General features: G+C 69.2%; 15 protein-coding genes. 5 read left to right on the top strand and 10 right to left on the bottom strand.

The window, feature by feature from the left end; all coding sequences use genetic code 11:
- Positions 1 to 5: 5 nt before the first annotated feature.
- The 5 genes from AC1VNX_RS11225 to deoC form a co-directional block, all read right to left on the bottom strand.
- Positions 6 to 1,058 carry an ABC transporter permease gene (locus AC1VNX_RS11225; RefSeq protein ID WP_483156774.1) on the bottom strand — a complete coding sequence of 351 codons (1,053 nt, stop codon included), beginning with the start codon at positions 1,056 to 1,058 and terminating at the stop codon, positions 6 to 8.
- A gap of 25 nt (positions 1,059 to 1,083) precedes the next feature.
- On the bottom strand, positions 1,084 to 2,037 hold the full coding sequence (locus AC1VNX_RS11220; protein WP_483156773.1) for a ribokinase: 954 nt from the start codon (positions 2,035 to 2,037) through the stop codon (positions 1,084 to 1,086).
- A gap of 5 nt (positions 2,038 to 2,042) precedes the next feature.
- Positions 2,043 to 2,495, bottom strand: coding sequence for an RbsD/FucU family protein (locus tag AC1VNX_RS11215; protein WP_483156772.1), 453 nt, complete (start codon positions 2,493 to 2,495; stop codon positions 2,043 to 2,045).
- Positions 2,496 to 2,629: 134 nt separating this feature from the next.
- Positions 2,630 to 5,062 (bottom strand): aldehyde dehydrogenase family protein, encoded by a 2,433-nt coding sequence (locus tag AC1VNX_RS11210; RefSeq protein ID WP_483156771.1) that lies wholly within the window; start codon positions 5,060 to 5,062, stop codon positions 2,630 to 2,632.
- Between the two features lie 5 nt (positions 5,063 to 5,067).
- Positions 5,068 to 6,129 (bottom strand): deoxyribose-phosphate aldolase, encoded by a 1,062-nt coding sequence (gene deoC / locus AC1VNX_RS11205; protein WP_483156770.1) that lies wholly within the window; start codon positions 6,127 to 6,129, stop codon positions 5,068 to 5,070.
- A gap of 223 nt (positions 6,130 to 6,352) precedes the next feature.
- Between deoC and AC1VNX_RS11200 the strand changes: the two genes are divergently transcribed.
- From AC1VNX_RS11200 to AC1VNX_RS11190, 3 genes are all read left to right on the top strand, one after another.
- Positions 6,353 to 7,141, top strand: coding sequence for a DeoR/GlpR family DNA-binding transcription regulator (locus AC1VNX_RS11200; RefSeq protein ID WP_483156769.1), 789 nt, complete (start codon positions 6,353 to 6,355; stop codon positions 7,139 to 7,141).
- Between the two features lie 100 nt (positions 7,142 to 7,241).
- On the top strand, positions 7,242 to 7,763 hold the full coding sequence (locus AC1VNX_RS11195) for an Lrp/AsnC family transcriptional regulator (RefSeq protein ID WP_483156768.1): 522 nt from the start codon (positions 7,242 to 7,244) through the stop codon (positions 7,761 to 7,763).
- 30 nt (positions 7,764 to 7,793) lie between these two features.
- Entirely contained in the window at positions 7,794 to 9,215 is a 1,422-nt protein-coding gene (locus tag AC1VNX_RS11190) for a DUF2314 domain-containing protein (protein ID WP_483156767.1), read from the top strand.
- On the opposite strand, the gene AC1VNX_RS11185 is transcribed toward AC1VNX_RS11190, so the two are convergent.
- Both AC1VNX_RS11185 and AC1VNX_RS11180 read right to left on the bottom strand, forming a co-directional pair.
- Entirely contained in the window at positions 9,184 to 10,599 is a 1,416-nt protein-coding gene (locus AC1VNX_RS11185; protein WP_483156766.1) for a HAMP domain-containing sensor histidine kinase, read from the bottom strand. The two genes, AC1VNX_RS11190 and AC1VNX_RS11185, sit on opposite strands and share 32 nt — an antisense overlap.
- Positions 10,596 to 11,252 carry a response regulator gene (locus AC1VNX_RS11180; RefSeq protein ID WP_483156765.1) on the bottom strand — a complete coding sequence of 219 codons (657 nt, stop codon included), beginning with the start codon at positions 11,250 to 11,252 and terminating at the stop codon, positions 10,596 to 10,598. Before AC1VNX_RS11180 ends, AC1VNX_RS11185 begins: the two co-directional genes overlap by 4 nt.
- Positions 11,253 to 11,402: 150 nt before the next feature.
- Here AC1VNX_RS11180 and AC1VNX_RS11175 point away from each other — a divergent pair, with 150 nt between their 5' ends.
- Positions 11,403 to 12,578 carry a serine hydrolase domain-containing protein gene (locus tag AC1VNX_RS11175; protein WP_483156764.1) on the top strand — a complete coding sequence of 392 codons (1,176 nt, stop codon included), beginning with the start codon at positions 11,403 to 11,405 and terminating at the stop codon, positions 12,576 to 12,578.
- Between the two features lie 53 nt (positions 12,579 to 12,631).
- Positions 12,632 to 13,561, top strand: coding sequence for an SMP-30/gluconolactonase/LRE family protein (locus AC1VNX_RS11170; RefSeq protein WP_483156763.1), 930 nt, complete (start codon positions 12,632 to 12,634; stop codon positions 13,559 to 13,561).
- Here the strand turns inward: AC1VNX_RS11170 and AC1VNX_RS11165 are convergent.
- Genes AC1VNX_RS11165 through AC1VNX_RS11155 form a run of 3 tightly spaced genes read right to left on the bottom strand, consistent with a single transcriptional unit; the run spans position 13,558 to position 18,287 of the window.
- On the bottom strand, positions 13,558 to 14,490 hold the full coding sequence (locus AC1VNX_RS11165) for a dimethyl sulfoxide reductase anchor subunit family protein (protein WP_483156762.1): 933 nt from the start codon (positions 14,488 to 14,490) through the stop codon (positions 13,558 to 13,560). The two genes, AC1VNX_RS11170 and AC1VNX_RS11165, sit on opposite strands and share 4 nt — an antisense overlap.
- 15 nt (positions 14,491 to 14,505) lie before the next feature.
- The gene (locus AC1VNX_RS11160) at positions 14,506 to 15,351 is read right to left on the bottom strand and encodes a 4Fe-4S dicluster domain-containing protein (RefSeq protein ID WP_483156761.1); all 846 of its coding nucleotides are present in this window, start codon (positions 15,349 to 15,351) and stop codon (positions 14,506 to 14,508) included.
- A complete protein-coding gene (locus AC1VNX_RS11155) occupies positions 15,348 to 18,287 on the bottom strand; it encodes a molybdopterin oxidoreductase family protein (protein ID WP_483156760.1) in 2,940 nt (979 codons plus the stop codon). Before AC1VNX_RS11155 ends, AC1VNX_RS11160 begins: the two co-directional genes overlap by 4 nt.
- Positions 18,288 to 18,356: the final 69 nt, after the last annotated feature.

Below are 18,356 nucleotides of genomic sequence, written 5' to 3'. Positions count from 1 at the left end.
GTCTCCTAGCCCTCGGTGGTTCTGTGCGTCGCGCCAGGAGGGGGCTGATGCGGCGGTGCGCTGGTGCGCGAAACGGAGATGAAGCTGCGCAGGTCGCCCAGGCTCAGGCGTGCCGATGCCAGGAAGAACAGCAGCAGCAGGCCCCAGGCGCAGTCGCGGAAGAAGTTGGAAATGCCCAGCAGGTTGAAGGTGCTCGACAGCAGCTGCAGCGCCACGGCCGAGAAGAACAGGCACACCATGCGCCCGTAGCCGCCCTGCGGCCGCACGCCCGCCATCACGGTGATGAGGATGGCGATCAGCAGGTAGGAATTGCCGTAGTCCGACTTCACGCTGGCCGTCCGGCCCGCGATGATCACGCCCGCCACCGCCGCCAGCACGCCGCACAGCGCGTAGGTGGCAATCAGCATGCGGCCCTGCGGAATGCCCGCGTAGCGCGCCGCCTTGGCGTTGGTGCCCAGCAGGAAGAGCCGGATGCCGAACGGGCTCTGCTTGAGCAGCCAGCCCACGGCCAGCAGCATCACGACGAAGATCGCGAACGGAATGGGCACGCCCAGCACGTTCTCGTTGCCGATGGCAGAGAGCGGCTCCGCGTTGCCCACGCGCAGGCTCGAGCCGCCGGTGAGCACCACCGCCAGGCCGGTGTAGAGCAGCTGCGTGCCCAGCGTGCAGAGAATGGGCGTAAGGCCCGCGCGGGCGATCAGCACGCCGTTGAGCAGCCCGCCAGCCAGCCCCACTGCCAGCGCGATGACCGTGAAGGCGCCGGTGTAGAGCCAGGGCGAGGCATCGGCCTCCACCAGCATCGGAGCCAGCGTGGCGGCCACCACGCCCGAGAGGTTGGCCAGCGCCACGCCCGAGAGGTCGATGCCGCCGTTGCCGGAGATCATCGACAGCGCCACGCCCATGGCCAGCAGGCCGAGTTCGGGCAACTGGCCGCCCATCGACTGGAAGTTGTAGACGTCGAGGAAGTCGCCCTTCGAAAGCACCGTGGCGACCACGAGGATCGCGACGTTGATGCCGACCAGGAAGTTGAGCTCGCGGTCTGAAAACCTGAATTTCACGGAAAGCTCCTTTGCGGCTCGCGTCTCAGGCAGCAGCCCGGCCCAGCAGCGCGTCGACCTCGGCGCGCGTGGGCATCGAAGGCGCGGTGCCCGCGCGCGTGACCGAGATGGCCGCCACGGCCGAGCCGAAGCGCGCGGCTTCCAGCGGCGAGGCGCCTTCCGCCAGCGCAGCCGCGAAGCCGCCGTTGAAGGCATCGCCAGCACCAGCTGTCTCTTTCACGACGCCGGCATGGAACACGGGCAGATGCACCGACTCGCTGGCGCTGTGCAGCAGCGCGCCCTTGTCGCCGAGCGTGATGAGCGCACAGCCCACGCCCTTGGAGAGGAAGAAGTCGCCCGCGCGGCGCGCGTCCTCGACGGTCTCTACGGCGATGCCGCTCAGCGCCGCCGCTTCATGCTCGTTCGGCGTGATGAAGTCGCACAGCGGGTACACGGCATCGTCGAACGGCAGCGCGGGCGCGGGGTTGAATACCGTCACCGTGCCGGCAGCGCGCGCAAGCTCAAGGCCGCGCTGCGCGGCGCCAGCGGGCTGTTCCAGCTGCGTGACGAAAACGCGCGCACCGCGGATGGCGTCGGCGGCGGCATCCACGTCCGCCAAATCGATGAGCGCCGCCGCGCCGGGCACCACGATGATGGCGTTGTCGCCCGTCACCTCGTGCACGTAGATGAAGGCCGCGCCGGTCGGCTGCGTCGTCACCTGCGGCACGCGCGGCGTGATGCCTTCCTGCGCCCACAGTGCGAGCGCGTTGGCGCCGAAGGCATCCTGCCCGAGCTTGGAGATGAAGGTCACCTGCGCGCCCGCGCGCGCCGCCGCCACCGACTGGTTCGAGCCCTTGCCGCCAGGGCCCATGGCGAAGCCGGAGCCGGCGATGGTCTGGCCCACGCCCGGAAGGTCGGCCGCCCGGAAGGCGAGGTCCGCCACGAAGATGCCGAGCACGGCGACGCCGTGCTGCTGCTGATGCGGGGAAACAGCTGTCATCGCGATCAGGCCTCGGGGGCGAGCACGCCCTTCTTGAACACGAAGCAGCCGTAGAAGCGGCGCTCGCCGGTGGCGATCACGCAGTACGCGCGGCGTGCCGCTTCGTAGAAGGCGAAGCGCTCGATGGAGCCCATCGGACGGGAGCGCCCTTCGGCCGCGTCGATCTCGCGCTGCATCTCCTGCTGCACGGGCGGAATCTCATCGGGCGCGCCCATGATCTCCATGCGCCGCGCCGGATCTTCCACCGCGTTGTCCAGCGGCAGCACCGAAAGAATGGCGCGCGCCGCCTCGGTGGTGCCCACGCCGTCGATGCGCAGCAGCCGGCCCAGCGAGGTCTGGCGGGCGACCGAGTCGGCCGGGAAGTTGGCGTCGCACAGCACCAGCTCGTCGCCGTGGCCCATGGCGCGCAGGGCGTGGAGCACGTCTGCGTTGAGCAGCGGATGGATGGACTTCAGCATGCGGTCTGTCTCCTCGAAATGAACGGCTTTCGCGATTGCGATCCTAGAGAAAGAAAACGTTTGCGCAAACGTTTTCTATTCGGGGATTTCCCTTGGTTCCGGTGCCACGCCCAACGGCCCTGCGCTGGTTCGGCTCATTCGCCATAGGGAATCCAGATGTTCTTGACCTGCGTGGCGTGCCGCAGGAAAGCGGGCCCCTCGGCCGAGGCGGCGTCATGCCAGTCGGTGGCCAGGCCGTGGTCGACCAGCGTGCGCTTGAGGTTGCCCACCGACAGCCGCTCGGCATCGCGCGACAGCTCCTTCGCGCCGAAGACCCAGAGCGCGTCGACGTCGTCGTGCTCCGCCAGCGTACGCGCGAGGCTCGCGGCCGGGCCGGTCACGAGGTTGATTACTCCGGCCGGCAGGTCGGAGGTTTCGAGCACCTGGTAGAAGTCGGTGGCGACCAGCGCGTGCTTCTCGCTGGGCACGATCACCGTGCGGTTGCCCATGGCCATGAGCGGCGCGAGCAGGCTCACGAAGGACAGCAGTGGCGCTTCATCCGGGCACACGACTCCCACCACGCCGATCGCCTCGACCGTGGCCAAAGCCACGCCGCGCAGCGGCGGCACATGCACCGTACCCTCGTACTTGTCGGCCCAGGCGCCGTAGGCGAACAGGCGGCTCACCGATGCGTCGACCTCGGCCTGCGCGGCCTTTGCGGCAACGCCGGTCAGGCTGGAGATGCGCGCCGCGAACTCGCCGGCACGGGCCGAGAGGTTCTCGGCAAGGTAATACAGCGCCTGCGCGCGGCGATGCGGCGTCGCGCTCGACCAGCCCGCAGCCGAGCGCGCGGCGGCGACGGCGTTGCGGATGTCCTTGCGGTTGCCCACCCCAATCTCTCCGGCAGCCTGCCCGTTGGCTGCAAAGACGGAACGAGAGAGCTCGCCATCCGGGCGCACCTGCTTGCCGCCGATGAAGAGCTTGGCGGTGCGGTCGATGGCGGGCAGCGCGAGCGCAGACTCGCTCTTCGTGTCCGCAGCTTCGTTCGCCGCCACAGCCGCAGCAGCCACGGCATCAGGACGCGGCTTGCGCTGCGCCCACGCACGCGGCTTCAGGTACTCGTAGCAGCCCTCTCTCCCGCCCTCGCGGCCGTAGCCCGATTCGCGGTACCCGCCGAAGCCCACACCCGCGTCGAACAGGTTGGTCGCGTTGACCCACACCACGCCCGCCTGCAGCTGCGGCGCGATGCCCAGCGCGAGGCCGATGGTCTCGCTCCACACGCTGGCGGCGAGGCCGTAGCGCGTGTTGTTGGCCAGCACGACGGCTTCGTCGGGCGTGCGGAATGTCATCGTCACCAGCACCGGGCCGAAGATTTCCTCGGTCGCGACGGTGGATGCCGGTTGCACGCCCGTCAGCAGCGTCGGCGGAAAGAAGTTGCCGCCCGGCGGCAGCGCGCCCGGCGCCTGGTAGCAGCTCGCGCCTTCGCGCACGCCGGTGGCCACGAGCGAGCGCACGCGTTCGAGCTGCGTGGGGTCGATCAGGCTGCCCATGTCGATCGCCTTGTCCAGCGGCGGGCCCACGCGCAGGGTCTGCATGCGGCGCTTGAGCCGCGCGATGAAATCGTCGGCAACGCCTTCCTGCAGCAGCAGCCGTGAGCCGGCGCAGCACACCTGGCCCTGGTTGAACCAGATCGCGTCGACCACGCCTTCCACGGCGGCGTCTATGTCCGCGTCGTCGAACACGATGAAAGGCGACTTTCCGCCCAGCTCCAGCGTGAGCGACTTGCCCGTGCCCGCCGTCGCGGTGCGGATCAGCCGCCCCACCTCGGTCGAGCCGGTGAACGCGATCTTGTCCACGCCCTCGTGCGCCACCAGCGCCGCGCCCGTGGCGCCATCGCCCGTCACCACGTTGAGCACGCCGCGCGGCAGGCCCGCCTGCGCCGCGAGCTCGGCGAAGAGCAAGGCGCTCAGCGGCGTGAACTCGGCGGGCTTCAGCACCACGGTGTTGCCCAGCGCGAGCGCGGGCGCGATCTTCCACGCGAGCATCAGCAGCGGGAAGTTCCACGGAATGATCTGGCCGACCACGCCCAGCGGCACCTGGTCGGCGAACTCGCGCTCCTGCAGTTGAGCCCAGCCGGCGTGGTGATAGAAGTGGCGCGCGGCCAGCGGCACGTCGAGGTCGCGCGTCTCGCGGATCGGCTTGCCGTTGTCCAGCGCCTCCACCACCGCAAGCAGGCGCGCATGGCGCTGCACCATGCGTGCGAGGGCATAGAGATGCCGCGCGCGGCCATGGCCGCCGAGCGCATGCCAGCCGGGCTGCGCGGCACGCGCAGACGCCACGGCGGCATCGACGTCCTTCGCCGAGCCCTGGGCGATGCGTGCGAGGCGCTGGTCGGTGGCCGGCTCGGCCGTGTCGAAATGCGCGCCCTCGGAAGCAGGCGTGAAGCGCCCGTCGATGAAATGGCCGAAGCCCTCGGCGTGGCGCGCGAGCCATTCGCGCGCGTCGGTGTCGCTCTCGGGCGCGGGGCCGTAGTCCATGGTGTCGAAATAGCGTGCGACGCTGCTGCTGCCGCTGTTGTTGTTGCTCATCGGGCTCATCCGATCGGGTGGCGGTTGTAGGCCGAGTAGCGGCCGGTGACGTGGTGCTCCAGCTGGCGCTCGATGTCGGCCAGCAGCGTGGAGGCGCCGATGCGGAACAGGTCGGGCTCGAGCCAGTCGCGGCCCAGCTCTTCCTTCATGAGTACCTGGTAGTCGAGCGCGGTCTTCGCGGTGGAGACGCCGCCCGCGGGCTTGTAGCCCACGCGCAGGCCGGTGCGGACCTCGTACTGGCGGATCATCCGCAGCATTGCGAGCGTGACCAGCGGCGTGGCGTTCACGCCCTCCTTGCCGGTGGAAGTCTTGATGAAGTCGGCGCCGGCCATCATGCAGACCATGGAAGCCTTCGCGACGTTGCGCAGCGTCTTGAGCTCGCCCGTCGCGAGGATCGCCTTCACATGCGCCTCGCCCGCCGCTCGGCGGAAGTCGAGCATTTCGTCGTAGAGCTTCTTCCACTGGCCGGCAAGCACGTGCTCGCGGGTGATGACGATGTCGATCTCCGAGGCGCCATCGCGCACCGAGGCCTCGATCTCCTTGAGCTTCAGCTCGTGCGGGATCAGCCCCGCCGGAAAGCCCGTGGACACAGCCGCAACCGGAATGCCGGTGCCCGCCAGCGCCTCGACCGCCGTCGACACGAAGCGCTGATAGACGCACACCGCGCCGGTGTGCAGCTTGCGGTCGGCGAAGCCCAGCGCGGCCAGCAGGTCGGGGCGAACCGGCATCGCGGCCTTGGCGCAGAGCCGCTTCACGCGCTCGGCGGTGTCGTCGCCGCTGAGCGTGGTCAGGTCGATGCAGGTGATGGCCTTGAGCAGCCAGCCGGCCTGCGCGTCCTTCTTGACCGAGCGGCGGCCGGGCAACGTGGCCACGCGGCGCTCGGCGGCGGAGAGGTTGAAGCGGATGCCGTCGATCCAGCCGAGGTCGAAGGGCTGGGCGGTGTTGCGCGCGGCGGTCGGGTGCGCCTGTACAGGTGCAGCCGTAACAGCGGTAGCGGCGCCAGTGGCGGGCGACGCCGGGCGCGAACGCACCGCGCCGCTCGGGCGAACGAGGGAAGTGGAAGTCATGAGTTGGCGGGCGCCGTGGCGCGCGAAGGCCGCATCTGCGGCGGGCAGGCAAGGGGCATGTCTTTGTCTCCGGGCTGCGTCGCGTGGCGGCGCGGCCGTGTGTCGTTCGTGTTGCCGCAAATGTTATTACAACAACATTTAATCGCGCAATATGTTTTTCAAACAACATTGAAACAGCATGCGATGCCCGATACTCCGGCACGTGGACCAGAGGAAACCGAACATGCGAAGAACCGCGGGAGCCGAGGCCCGGGCCGTGCGCCTGGCCAGGATGCAGGAACTCGTCGAGGCCGGTGGCCCGCTGCCGATCAAGCAGGCGGCGCAGCAGCTCGACGTGACGGAGATGACCATCCGCCGCGACCTGTCGTCGGCCGAATCGCCCCTCTCCGCCCTGGGCGGCTATGTGCTTGCGACCACGCTGCCGGGCGCCGAGCGCTACTCGCTCGACGAGGCCAGCGACCAGCACGCGGCCAACAAGCGTCTGGCCTGCGAGCGCGCCGCCGGACTGGTGCAGCCGCACGACAGCCTGTTCATCGACTGCGGCACCACCATGGTCCATTTCGCCGAGGCGCTGCCGCCGGAGATGCCGCTGAGCGTGGTGTGTTACTCCACGAACATCGCTTCAGTGCTGAGCCGCCGCCCGAACACGCAGCTGATGCTGCTGGGCGGGCTCTACCACCCCTCCTCGGCCACCTTCTTCTCCGACGAGGGCCTGCAGTACCTTGCCAGGCTGGGCGTGAACAAGGCTTTCATCTCGGCAGGCGGCATCGACCTGGAACGCGGCGCGAGCTGCTCCAACTTCCACGAGGTGCCGGTGAAGCAGGCCGCCATCCGCAGCGCGTCGCAGAGCTTCCTGATCGTCGACGAAAGCAAGCTCGGCACGCTGCGCCCCGCCTTCTTCAGCCCGCTCGATGCCTTCGCGCGCATCGTGGTGGGCGGCTCGCCCGAGGCCTCGCTGAAGAAGCAGTTCAAGGACCTGCCGCTGGAATTCGCGCGCGCCGCCGACGCATAGGCACTGCATTGCCCGGACGCATCGATCGGGGAGAATCGCGACGACGGACGGGATCGGCACTCGGCCCCTCCGAACCTCATCACTACACGCGACCTCCGCGATGAATGCCGGCACCGTTTCACTCGACGAGCACTGCCTCAAGATCCTCTCCGCGCTGCAGCACGACGGACGCCAGACCGTGCAGCAGATCTCCGAGGCCGTCGGCCTTTCGCCCACGCCCTGCTGGAAGCGCATCAAGGACATGGAGGCCGCCGGCGTCATCCGCGGCTACACCACGCTGGTCGACCCCGAGCTCGTGGGCCTGCACGTCTCGGCCGTGGCCGAGGTGAACCTCGACCGCCACAGCGAGGCGATGGTGCAGCGCTTCGAGGAGGCCGTGGCCGCGAGTCCGCAGATCATCCGCTGCGTGTCGGCCACCGGCCCGGCCGACTACATCCTCAACGTGACCGTGCCCGACATGAAGCACTACGAGCGCTTCCTGCACGAGGTGCTGTTCAGCCTGCCCGGCGTGACGCACGTGCGCTCGAGCATCGTGCTGCGCGAGATCAAGTCCGAAACGGCGCTGCCGCTGGACCACCTGCTGCCGGGCACGCCGCGCGCGGCCGGCTCGCGGCGCGGCTAGGCCCGTATCAACAACGACAACGACACGAACATGCGCCTGCCGTTCCACCTCGCACTCACCGCCCTCGTCCTCTCGATGAGCACCGCGGCCCTCGCCGCTGCTCCGGCCACGCCGCCAGCCGCCGCACAAAGCGCAGCCAAGCCCGTCCCCGGCGCGCCGGTGCCAGCAGGCTCGCCGCTGAAGACCGGCCCCATCCATTTCCAGTTCGCCATCTACTACGCCAAGGCGCCAGCTACCGACCCCGTGGCCGCGCTGCGCGGTGCGCTCGGCAAGAGCGGCGGCAGTCCGAAGCTCCTGGCGTCGATGCCGTCGCCCTCCTCCGTCAGCGCGCCCGTGGTCTTCGCGAACTGGAACACCACCACCGTGCTGAAGGAGTACCGCGCGCCCGACATGGAATCGCTGCAGCGATTCGGCCGCGGCATCTCGCGCGAGCAGGCGGAAGCGCTGCAGAAGGCGGACAAGGCGCTGATCCTCGATTTCGCACACCCCTCGCAACTGTCTTCGGCCGCCATGCAGAAGGCGCTGCAGGTCACGCTGCAGGTCGCGCGCGACACCGACGGCCTTCTGTGGGACGAGGAGACGCGCGAGGTCTTCTCGCCCGACGAATGGCAGAAGCGGCGCATCGACAGCTGGGCCAATGGCCTTCCCGACGTGTCGCAGCACATGACCATCCACGCCTACCGCAACGGCGACCTTGTGCGGGCCATCTCGCTCGGCATGGGCAAGTTCGGCCTGCCCGACGTGGTGGTGAGCGATTTCTCATGGTCGGACAACCGGCCGATGGGCAACCTGCTCAACGCCTTCTCGCAGGCGATGGTCGAAGGCATCACGCTGACGCAGCCCGGCCAGTTCGACATGGACCTGCGCGCACTCAAGCACGCCGCCGCGCGCGACCCGATGCTCAAGGGCATGAAGCCCAACGCCGCGGCGGTGGCAAGGCTCTCGCTGGTCAACGGCACCCGGGAAAGCGGCGATCCGCAGAACAGGCTCTACGAGATCCGCTTCGACCGCTACAAGGGCCCCGATCGCTACGCGCAGCAGACAGCCATGCTGGTCTCGGTCTTCGGCGCCGACGAAGACCGGGTCACCCGACTGAAGCACAACGACGAACTGCTCGCCGCCAGCAAAGCCGCCAACGCGCAGTTGCCCAAGCTGCGCGACGCATTCGCCAAGGGCCTGCAGCCCGGCGAATACATCCTCGTGAAGGCGCCGTTCACCACGCGCGGCGGCGGCAACGAATGGATGTGGGTCGAGGTCGCGCGCTGGAACGGCGACGCCATCGAAGGCCTGTTGAAGAACGAGCCGGTCGACGTCCCGGAACTGCACGCCGGCCAGATGGTGAAGGTCTCGCAGGCCAAGGTCTTCGACTACATGCGCCGCTACCCCGATGGCCGTCAGGAAGGCAACGAGACTTCGAAGATCATCGCGCGCATGCAGGGCGCGAAGAAGTAGCGGCAGCAACGGCAGCCGGCTGCCCGCCGGGAATGAAGACGGTGAATGCGCATCCCCGTCCACCCGGCGCCTGCGCGAGCCCGATGGTGCCGCCCATGCGCTGGCAGGCCTGCCGCGCGATGGAAAGCCCCAGCCCCGTGCCTTGGGCGAGCGTGGCCGAACCGCGATGGAAACGCTCGAACACCAGCTCGTGCTCCTCGATCGGAATGCCCGGCCCGCTGTCGACCACGGAAAGAACCAGCCCCTGCGCCTCGCGCCGCAGCGTCACCACCACCTGGCCGCCGGCCTCCACGTACTTCACCGCGTTGTCGAGCAGGTTGCGCAGCACCGATTCGAACAGCGGCACGGGCAGCTCGAAGACCAGGCTGTCGGAGGATTCGAGCATCAGCTCCAGCCGGCGCTGATCGGCGTCCCTGGAGGCCTGCGCCAGATGCCGGCGCGTGAGTTCGGCGGCGTCGATGAACTGCTTCTCGGGACGCTCGCCGCCATCCATGGTGGCCAGCTCCAGCAGTTGCTGGATCAGGTGCGAGCCGCGCGCGATGGCGTGTGCCAGGTGCTGCGCCGCCTCCTGTCGCTCCTGCGGATCGGTCGAGCGCGACAGCACGTGGGCCTGCGCGCCGATCACCGCCAGCGGCGTGCGCAGCTCGTGCGCCGCGTCGTTCACGAAGGAACGCTCGCGCTCGACCTTGCCCCGCAACTGCGCGAGCAGCCCTTCGAGCGCCTTCACCAAGGGCTCGAGTTCGGCGTATTTGGGGTCGAAGCCCAGCGGCGACAGGTCTTCCGCGCTGCGCAGCTTGATGCGCTCGCCCAGCTGCCGCAGTGGCTTGATGCCCTGCGCGGCGGCGATCCACACCGGCGCGAGCACGAAGGGAAACGCGATCAGGAAGGGCAGGAAGAGCGAGCTGCCGAAGAAGCCGATCAGCCACGGTATGCCCGAGTGCGGCTCGCCCAGCCACACCCGCCAGCGCTCGCTGCTGCCCTCGTACAGCCAGTAGCGCTGGCCGCCGAGCGTCACGTCGATCATCTTGTCGTGCTCGCCGCTCAGCGCGTGCCCCTCGATCTCGGGGGAGACGTACAGCAGGCGGCCCTCACGGTTCTTCAGCTGGAGGACCACGTTGCCGGGCAGCTCGCCTTCCTGACGGCGCAGCTCGTTGATGATCCGTCCCATCGCGTCCGTCACGCCGGTGGCGATTTCGTCGTTTTCTATGCCGGCCAGCGCGGTATTGATCTCGCGGCCAGCGCGCACCACGCTCGAGTCGGTGTTCATGCTCATGCTGAAGCTCAGGAACATGTAGATCACCAGCGCGACCCATGCCAGCGAGAAGGCGACCAGCACCGACAGCGCCACGCGCCGCACCAGGCTGCGGCGGAACAGCCACATCATGGCGCGAGCATGTAGCCGACGCCGCGCACGGTCTTGATCCGCTCCGCGCCGATCTTGCGGCGCAGGTTCGACACGTGCACCTCGATGGCGCCGAAGTCCACCGGTTCGCCCAGCGGATCGAGCCGTTGCGACAGCGTGCCCTTCGGGATCACCGCGCCGGGCTCGCGGGCGAGCTCCAGCACCAGCTGGAACTCGCGCGGCGACAGGTCCAGCACGACGCCTCCAAGCCGCGCGACATGGCTGCGCGGCTCGATCTCCAGTTCGCCGAAGGACCACACGTCGCTGGCCTGGTGCGCATAGCGACGCCGCACGGCATGGATGCGCGCCACCAGTTCGGGCGTGGCGAAGGGCTTGACCACGTAGTCGTCGGCGCCGCCGTCCAGGCCCGCAAGCCGGTCTTCAAGCGCCGAGCGCGCGGTGATGACCACGATGGGCACCGTCACGCCCGAGCGGCGCCAGCGCGACAGCAGCTGCAGGCCCGAGCCGTCGGGCAGGCTCACGTCGAGCAGCACGCAGCCGCAGGCATCGCCGTCGAAGGAGCGCGGGGCGTCGGCGATGCGGCGCAGCCACTCGATGCTGAAGCCCTCGGCCTTCAGCGCCTGCGAGAGGGCGCGGCCCAGGTCCAGGTCGTCTTCGATGAGCAGGAGATGCATCGCCCGGATTGTCCGGCGGGAACCTTAAGCATTGCCAAAGGTTCGGAGGCGAACAATGATGCGCTCCTTTCTCGCCTTCCTTCTTCCCGGTTTCCCGGGCCGCCGCCTTCGCGCAACGGTGGCCGCCCGCGCCAAACGGAGTCGCACAGAGTGAACACCGCCTTCGCAACCCTGCTCGTCGCCGCCGCGCTCCTGTCGGCCTGCGGCAATCAAGATGCCGGCCCGCCGCCGGCGGCCCCGGGCCTGCAACAGCGCGCCGACGCGGTGACGGGCCGCGTCACGCCCGCTAACGGAGACTTCGGCGACTTCAACGAGGTGGGCCTGACCGGCGCCCGGGTGCTCTTTCCGGTCGGCGCCGACGCGAAGGCGATGACGGCCGTGATCGCCGCGCGCCTGGTCGAGCGCGGCGCCCTGCGCTGGAACACGCGCATCGCCGAAGCCCTGCCCGAACTGCGGCGCCTGATGCTGCCGGCCTACCGCAACGTGACGCTCGAAGACCTGCTCGCGCACCGCGCCGGCCTGCCCGCCTTCACCACCGAAGAAGAGTTCCGTGGCTTCCTGGCCGTTCTTCCCGAGGCCGTGCCGGCCGGCGCGCTGCCCACCACCGACGCCGGGCGCCGCCTCTTCTTCGCGCGCTGGCTGGTGCGCCAGCCGCCCGCGGCCGACGGCACCGGCTTCCGCTATTCGAACGCGGGCTACGCGCTAGCCACCACCATGATGGAACGCGCCACCGGCCTGAGCTACCGCGCGATGTTCGAACGGGAACTGGCCCGCCCGCTCGCCATCGCCGGCACCTGGCGCGAAGCCGATGCACGCGGCCCCGCCAGCCCGCAGGCCTGGCTCGACGCGATCATGCCGGCCGGGCGCTTCGCCACCACGGCATCGACCTACGCGGGCTGGCTGCGCTGGCACCTGCGCGCATTGCAGGGCGAGGAAACGCCCCTGCCCTCCAGCTACGTGGAGCGCCTGCGCGGACTCGCGCCTGGCAACTACGCGCTCGGATGGACCGGCGCGCTCGTCCAGGGCCGCCCGGTGCTGCGGCATGCGCGCGGCGGCGCTGAAGCCTCGCTGGCCGAGGCACAGTCCGATGCGGTGGTCGACACCGACGGCGGCAGCGCGAGCTTCGCGCTCTCGCTCGCCAGCCAGCGCGAAGGCGGCGTACGCGCCTCGGCGGTGCTCGACCGGCTCATGGCCGGCCTGAACGGCCTGAACGGCGACGAGCCCACCGCCAAGCCACTCTTCGCACAGCTGCGCTGCAGGCTCAGCCGCTGCAGCTTCGTGATGCGGCTGCGGCGCATCGCCTGGGTGCAGGCCCTGCTGCGCTGATCCGGACCGATCTGGCGCAAACTGGCGGCCCGCCGATCACCGAGGAGCCCCCGATGCGCATCCGCGAACTGGCCACCGGCCTGCAGTTTCCCGAAGGCCCGATCGCCATGGACGACGGCTCCGTACTGCTGGTGGAAATCGCACGCGGCACGCTCACGCGCGTGCGCGCCGACGGCCTCGTGCAGGTGGTGGCCGATCTGGGCGGCGGCCCCAACGGCGCGGCCATCGGGCCCGATGGCGCGGTCTACGTCTGCAACAACGGCGGCTTCAGGTGGCACACCGAGGCCGATGGCTGCCTGCGGCCCGTCGGGCAGGCCGAGGACTACTCGGGCGGTCGCATCGAGCGCGTGAACCTCACCACCGGCTGCGCCGAGCGCCTCTACGACACCGTGGATGGCGGTGCCCTGTGCGGCCCCAACGACATCGTGTTCGACGCGCACGGCGGCTTCTACTTCACCGACCTGGGCAAGGTGCGCGAGCGCGACATGGACCGCGGCGGCCTCTTCTACGGCCACGCCGACGGCAGCCCCGCCAGCGTGATCGCACGGCCGGTGATGACGCCCAACGGCATCGCCCTCTCGCCCGACGGCGGCACGCTCTACTACGCCGAGACCGAGGGCGCGCGCGTCTGGGCCTTCGACATCACGGCGCCCGGCCGCGTGCGCAAGGACGGCTGGCCCTCGCCGCACGGCGGCCGCATGCTCTGCGCCTCGCCGGGCGGGCACTACCAGCGCTTCGATTCGATGGCGGTCGATGCGCTCGGCAACCTCTGCGTGGCGACCCTGCTGCACGGCGGCATCAGCATCGTGGCGCCGGACGGCAGCACGGTCGAACACGTGCCGCTGCCCGACCGCTACACCACCAACATCTGCTTCGGCGGAAGAGACCGGCGCACCGCCTACGTCACGCTCTCGGGCAGCGGGCGGCTCATCGCCATCGACGACTGGCCGACGCCCGGCCTGAAGCTGAACTTCGAAGCCTAGGAAACCACCTGGTAGTACAGGTTCTGCGGATGCCGGGCCTGCGCGAAGAAGAACCAGCGCTCGGCCAGCAACCCCGGCGCCTGCACCAGGGCCGCGAGCAGCCACGGCAGCGCGCCAACACCCACGATGCCCCAGGCCAGCAGCAGCGCCGGCAGCACGAAGGCCAGCAGCTGGAAGCCCAGCTTCATGTTGCCCAGCGCAGCGAGCGAGGCGCCGTGGAAGAACTCGCGCGTGTTGAACGAGCCGGCCGACATGCCCATGGACTTCTGCACCAGCTTCTGCGTGCGGATGCCGGTGGCCGACTGCAGCGTCGACTTGTGGCGGATGCCCGCGTTGCGCCGCAGCGCCGTGCCGCGCGCCGCCCACGCCGCCAGCGTGGCGACGAGCGCATACGGCCCGAACGCCTGCACGAAGCGTGCCTCGCCAGCCAGCGCCGCCATCGCACAGGCCAGCACCAGCCCGGAGGACAGCCCGATCAGCGTGAAGTTGAGGATGGTCAGCGGGTGCGCCCATTCCTCGATGAAGCGCAGGCAGGCGTAGATCATTGCGGTGCAGTACCAGAGCAGCACCGCGCCGCACAGAGCGAGCGCGGGCAGCAGCCATGACCACGGCGCGCCGGCGCCCAGCCGCAGCGACAGCCACCACAGCGCCACCAGCGCGATGAAGGCCGGCAGCACGATCACTTCGCGCGACATCCACGAGGTGCGCCACATCAGCACCGCGCGCCACGCGCGCGTCTTGCGGCCCAGGTGCATGAACGAGGCGGCCAGCCCGGCCACCAGCAGCACCTCGGCCACGCCCAGCGCCAGGGCAAGGAAGCCCGGCGCGAGTTCGAGCCCGAAGAGCACGGCCAGCGCGAGCGCGCACACCACCCCCTGCGCGGCACCGGTCAGCGTGGTGAAGAAAAGAATCGAGAACGCGGGATGCATGCGGCTTGCTCCTGCCTATTCCAGCTCTTGCGTCGACGAAGTGATGCGCCGCGGCAGGTAGCGGTTGGCCGGGTTGGTCTCCCACTCGGGCATCAGCTGGTAGCCGCCGCGCTCGCGGATCGCCTTCGACACTTCCGAATCGGGGTCCTTCACGTCGCCGAAGAGCCGCGCGCCGGTCGGGCAGGCCTTCACGCAGGCGGGCTTGCGGTCTTCCTTCGGCAGCTGCTCGTCGTAGATGCGGTCCACGCACAGCGTGCACTTGGTCATGACCTGGCGCTCCTCGTCGAGCTCGCGAGCACCGTAGGGGCAGGCCCATGCGCAGTACTTGCAGCCGATGCACTTGTCATAGTCGACCAGCACGATGCCGTCTTCCTTGCGCTTGTAGCTCGCGCCCGTGGGACACACGGGCACGCAGGGCGGGTCTTCGCAGTGCAGGCAGCTCTTCGGGAAGTGGATGGTCTCCGTCGCCGGAAAGGTGCCGGCCTCGTAAGTCTGCACGCGGTTGAAGAAGGTGCCGGTGGGGTTGGCCGCATAGGGCCGCTCGTCGGCCAGCGGGCCCGCGCTGCCGGAGGTGTTCCATTGCTTGCACGAGGTCACGCAGGCATGGCAGCCGACGCAGACGTTGAGGTCGATGACCAGCGCCAGCTGCTTGGCGAGAGTTTCGCCCTGCTCGGCGCGTGCGGTAGTTGTCTTGCCCCCTCTCCCGCTTGCGGGAGAGGGTCGGGGTGAGGGTGCAACGGCCTTCATCACCCCACGGCTTCCAACTCCCGCGCCGCTGCCCTCACCCCAGCCCTCTCCCGCAAGCGGGAGAGGGGGCAAGACCGCGGCGGACGTCATCAGGTCCTTGAGCCACTGCATCATTTCCTGTTCCTCCCCGCGAAGTAGGTCAGCACGCTCGCCGCCTTGCCCAGCACGCCGGGCACCGCCGGCATGCTCGCGATCTGTGGATAGCTCTCCTCAGGCTCGCCCGGCTCGGCCGGCCGTATGCGCACCCGCACGTCGTACCAGCCAGCCTGCCCGGTGATCGGGTCGGAGTTGCTGATGGTGCCGCTCGCGGTGCCTGCGCAGGGCAGCTCCTCGCTGATCAGGTGGTTCAGCAGGAAGCCCTTGCGCGACTCGTCCGCGCCCGGCGCGAGCTGCCATGCGCCGTCGGCCTTGCCGATGGCGTTCCAGGTCCACACGGTGCCGGGCTCCACCGCCTCGCTGTGGCGCAGCATGCAGCGCACCTTGCCCCAGCGGCTCTCGACCCAGCACCAGCCGCCGTCGGCAATGCCCGCGGCCTGCGCGGTCACCGGGTTCACGTGCAGGTAGTTGTGGCTGTGGATCTGCCGCAGCCACGCGTTCTGCGAGTCCCACGAGTGGTACATGGCCATCGGCCGTTGCGTGAGCGCGTTGAGCGGGAACGCATCGAGGTCGGTCGCCGCTTCTTCCAGCGGCGGATACCAGAAGGGCAGCGGATCGAAGTACTTGTCGATGCGCTCGCGCAGCGCCTCGGGCGGCTGGCGCCCTGGGCTCTTGCCCTGCGCCGCGAGCCTGAAACTCTGCAGCGTGTCGGAATACAGCGCCAGCTGCACCGGGTCGTTGCGCTGGCGCCAACCCTTGTCTTTCGCGAAGTCCAGGTACTCGCGGTTCCAGTTGCGCATGTAGTGCATGCCCTCGGGCATGTGGTACTGGAACACGCAGTTGTTCTTCTCGTAGGCCTCCCACTGCTTCGGGTTTGGCGCGCCGCGCAAGTGCTCGGTGCCGTCCTTGCCGCGCCAGCCCATGAGAAAGCCGATGCCCGGCTGCGGCTCGAAGTTGACGATGAAGTCCGGGTAGCCGCTGTACTTGCGCCCGCCCTCGGGCGTGGTGAAGGCCGGAAACTTCAGCCGCGAGGCCAGCTCGATCAGCACCTCCTGGAAGGGCTTGCACTGCCCCGTGGGCGGCACCACCGGAACGCGCACCGAATCCACCGGCCCGTCGAACTCCGAGATGGGCCGGTCGAGCATGCCCATCACGTCGTGGCGCTCCAGGTAGGTGGTGTCGGGCAGCACGAGGTCGGCGAATGCCACGGTCTCGCTCTGGAACGCGTCGCACACCACCAGGAAGGGGATCATGTGCTCGCCCTTCTCGTCCTTGCGGTTGAGCATCTCGCGCACCGCCATGGTGTTCATGCTGGAGTTCCAGGCCATGTTGGCCATGAAGATCAGCAGCGTGTCGATGCGGTACGGGTCGCCCTTCACCGCGTTGGTGATCACGTTGTGCATGAGCCCGTGCGCCGACAGCGGGTGCTCCCACGAGAAGGCATGGTCGATGCGGATCGGCGAGCCGTCGGGGTTGATCGCCAGTTCGTCGGGGCCAGCTGGAAAACCCAGCGGCGCGGCATTGAGCGGCGTGTTCGGCTGGATCATGCCGGGGTCGTTGAAGGCCCTGTAGTTCGGCACGATGTGGCGCGGGTACGGCGCCTTGTGCCTGAAGCCACCCGGCGCGTCAATGGTGCCGAGCACGCTCATCAGCACCGCCAGTGCGCGCACCGTCTGGAAGCCGTTGGAGTGCGCCGCCAGCCCGCGCATCGCATGGAAGGCCACGGGCCGCGCCTGCGTGGTCTCGTGCCGCTTGCCCCATGCGTCGGTCCACGGAATGGGCAGCTCGAAGGCCTGCTGCAGCGCCGTCTCGCCCATCTCGCGCGCCAGCTTGCGGATGCGCGCCGCATCGATGCCGGTGATGGCCTGCGCCCATTCGGGCGTGCAGCTCGCCACGCGCTCGCGCAGCAGCTGGAACGAGGGCGCGACGCGCGTGCCGTCGGCCAGCGTGTAGTGGCCTTCGAGCGCGGGATCGCAGCCATCCGCAATGCCTTCGGGATACGCGGGCTTCACGCTGCCGCTGGCTTTGTCCCACACCAGCTTGTTGTGCGGATTGCGCCCATCGCCCGGCGGGCCGCGCTCGGGATCGAACGCGAAGAGTCCCTCGCGCTCGCAGTCGTCGAGCACCACCAGCTGCGGCGCGTTGGTGAAGCGCTTGAGGAACGCGTGGTCCACCAGCTCGTTGCCGATCAGCTCGTGCAGCAGCGCCATGAAGAGCGCACCGTCGGTGCCCGGCTTGATCGGTATCCATTCGTCGGCGATGGCCGAGTACCCGGTGCGCACCGGGTTGATGGAAATGAAGCGCCCGCCCGCCCGCTTGAACTTGCTGATGGCGATCTTCATCGGGTTGCTGTGATGGTCCTCGGCCGTGCCGATCATCACGAACAGCCTGGCGCGCTCCAGGTCGGGCCCGCCGAACTCCCAGAAGCTGCCGCCGATGGTGTAGATCATTCCCGCAGCCATGTTCACCGAACAGAAGCCGCCGTGCGCCGCGTAGTTGGGCGTGCCGAACTGCCGCGCGAACAAACCCGTGAGCGCCTGCATCTGGTCGCGCCCGGTGAAGAGCGCGAACTTCTTCGGATCGGTGGCGCGGATCTTCGCGAGCCGCTCGGTCAGCATGTCGAAGGCCCGCTCCCAGCTGATCGGCTCGAACTCGCCCGCCCCGCGCTCGCTGCCGGCCTTGCGCAGCAGCGGCTGCGTGATGCGCGCGGGAGACACCTGCTTCATGATTCCCGAGGAGCCCTTGGCGCAGATCACGCCCTGGTTCAGCGGGTGGTTCGGGTTGCCGTCGATGTAGCGCACCTCCGGCCCCTTCTCGCCCTCGCGCAGGTGCACGCGGATGCCGCAGCGGCAGGCGCACATGTAGCAGGTGGTGGTCTTGACCGTGGTGTCGGCGGTGGGCGTGGGCGCTACCAGCGGGTCGTGCACGGGCTCGCGAGACAGGAAGCTGAACACTTGGCGGTCCTTTGTTTTCAGGCGGGGTCCGCTCGATGGTATGCAGCCTCTATCAAACGAAAAAGCAGA

It is taken from the genome of Variovorax sp. TLI9-5A, assembly GCF_056867935.1.
Note: the sequence above shows the minus strand (reverse complement) of the source record. Positions and strands in the feature narration are given on the sequence as shown.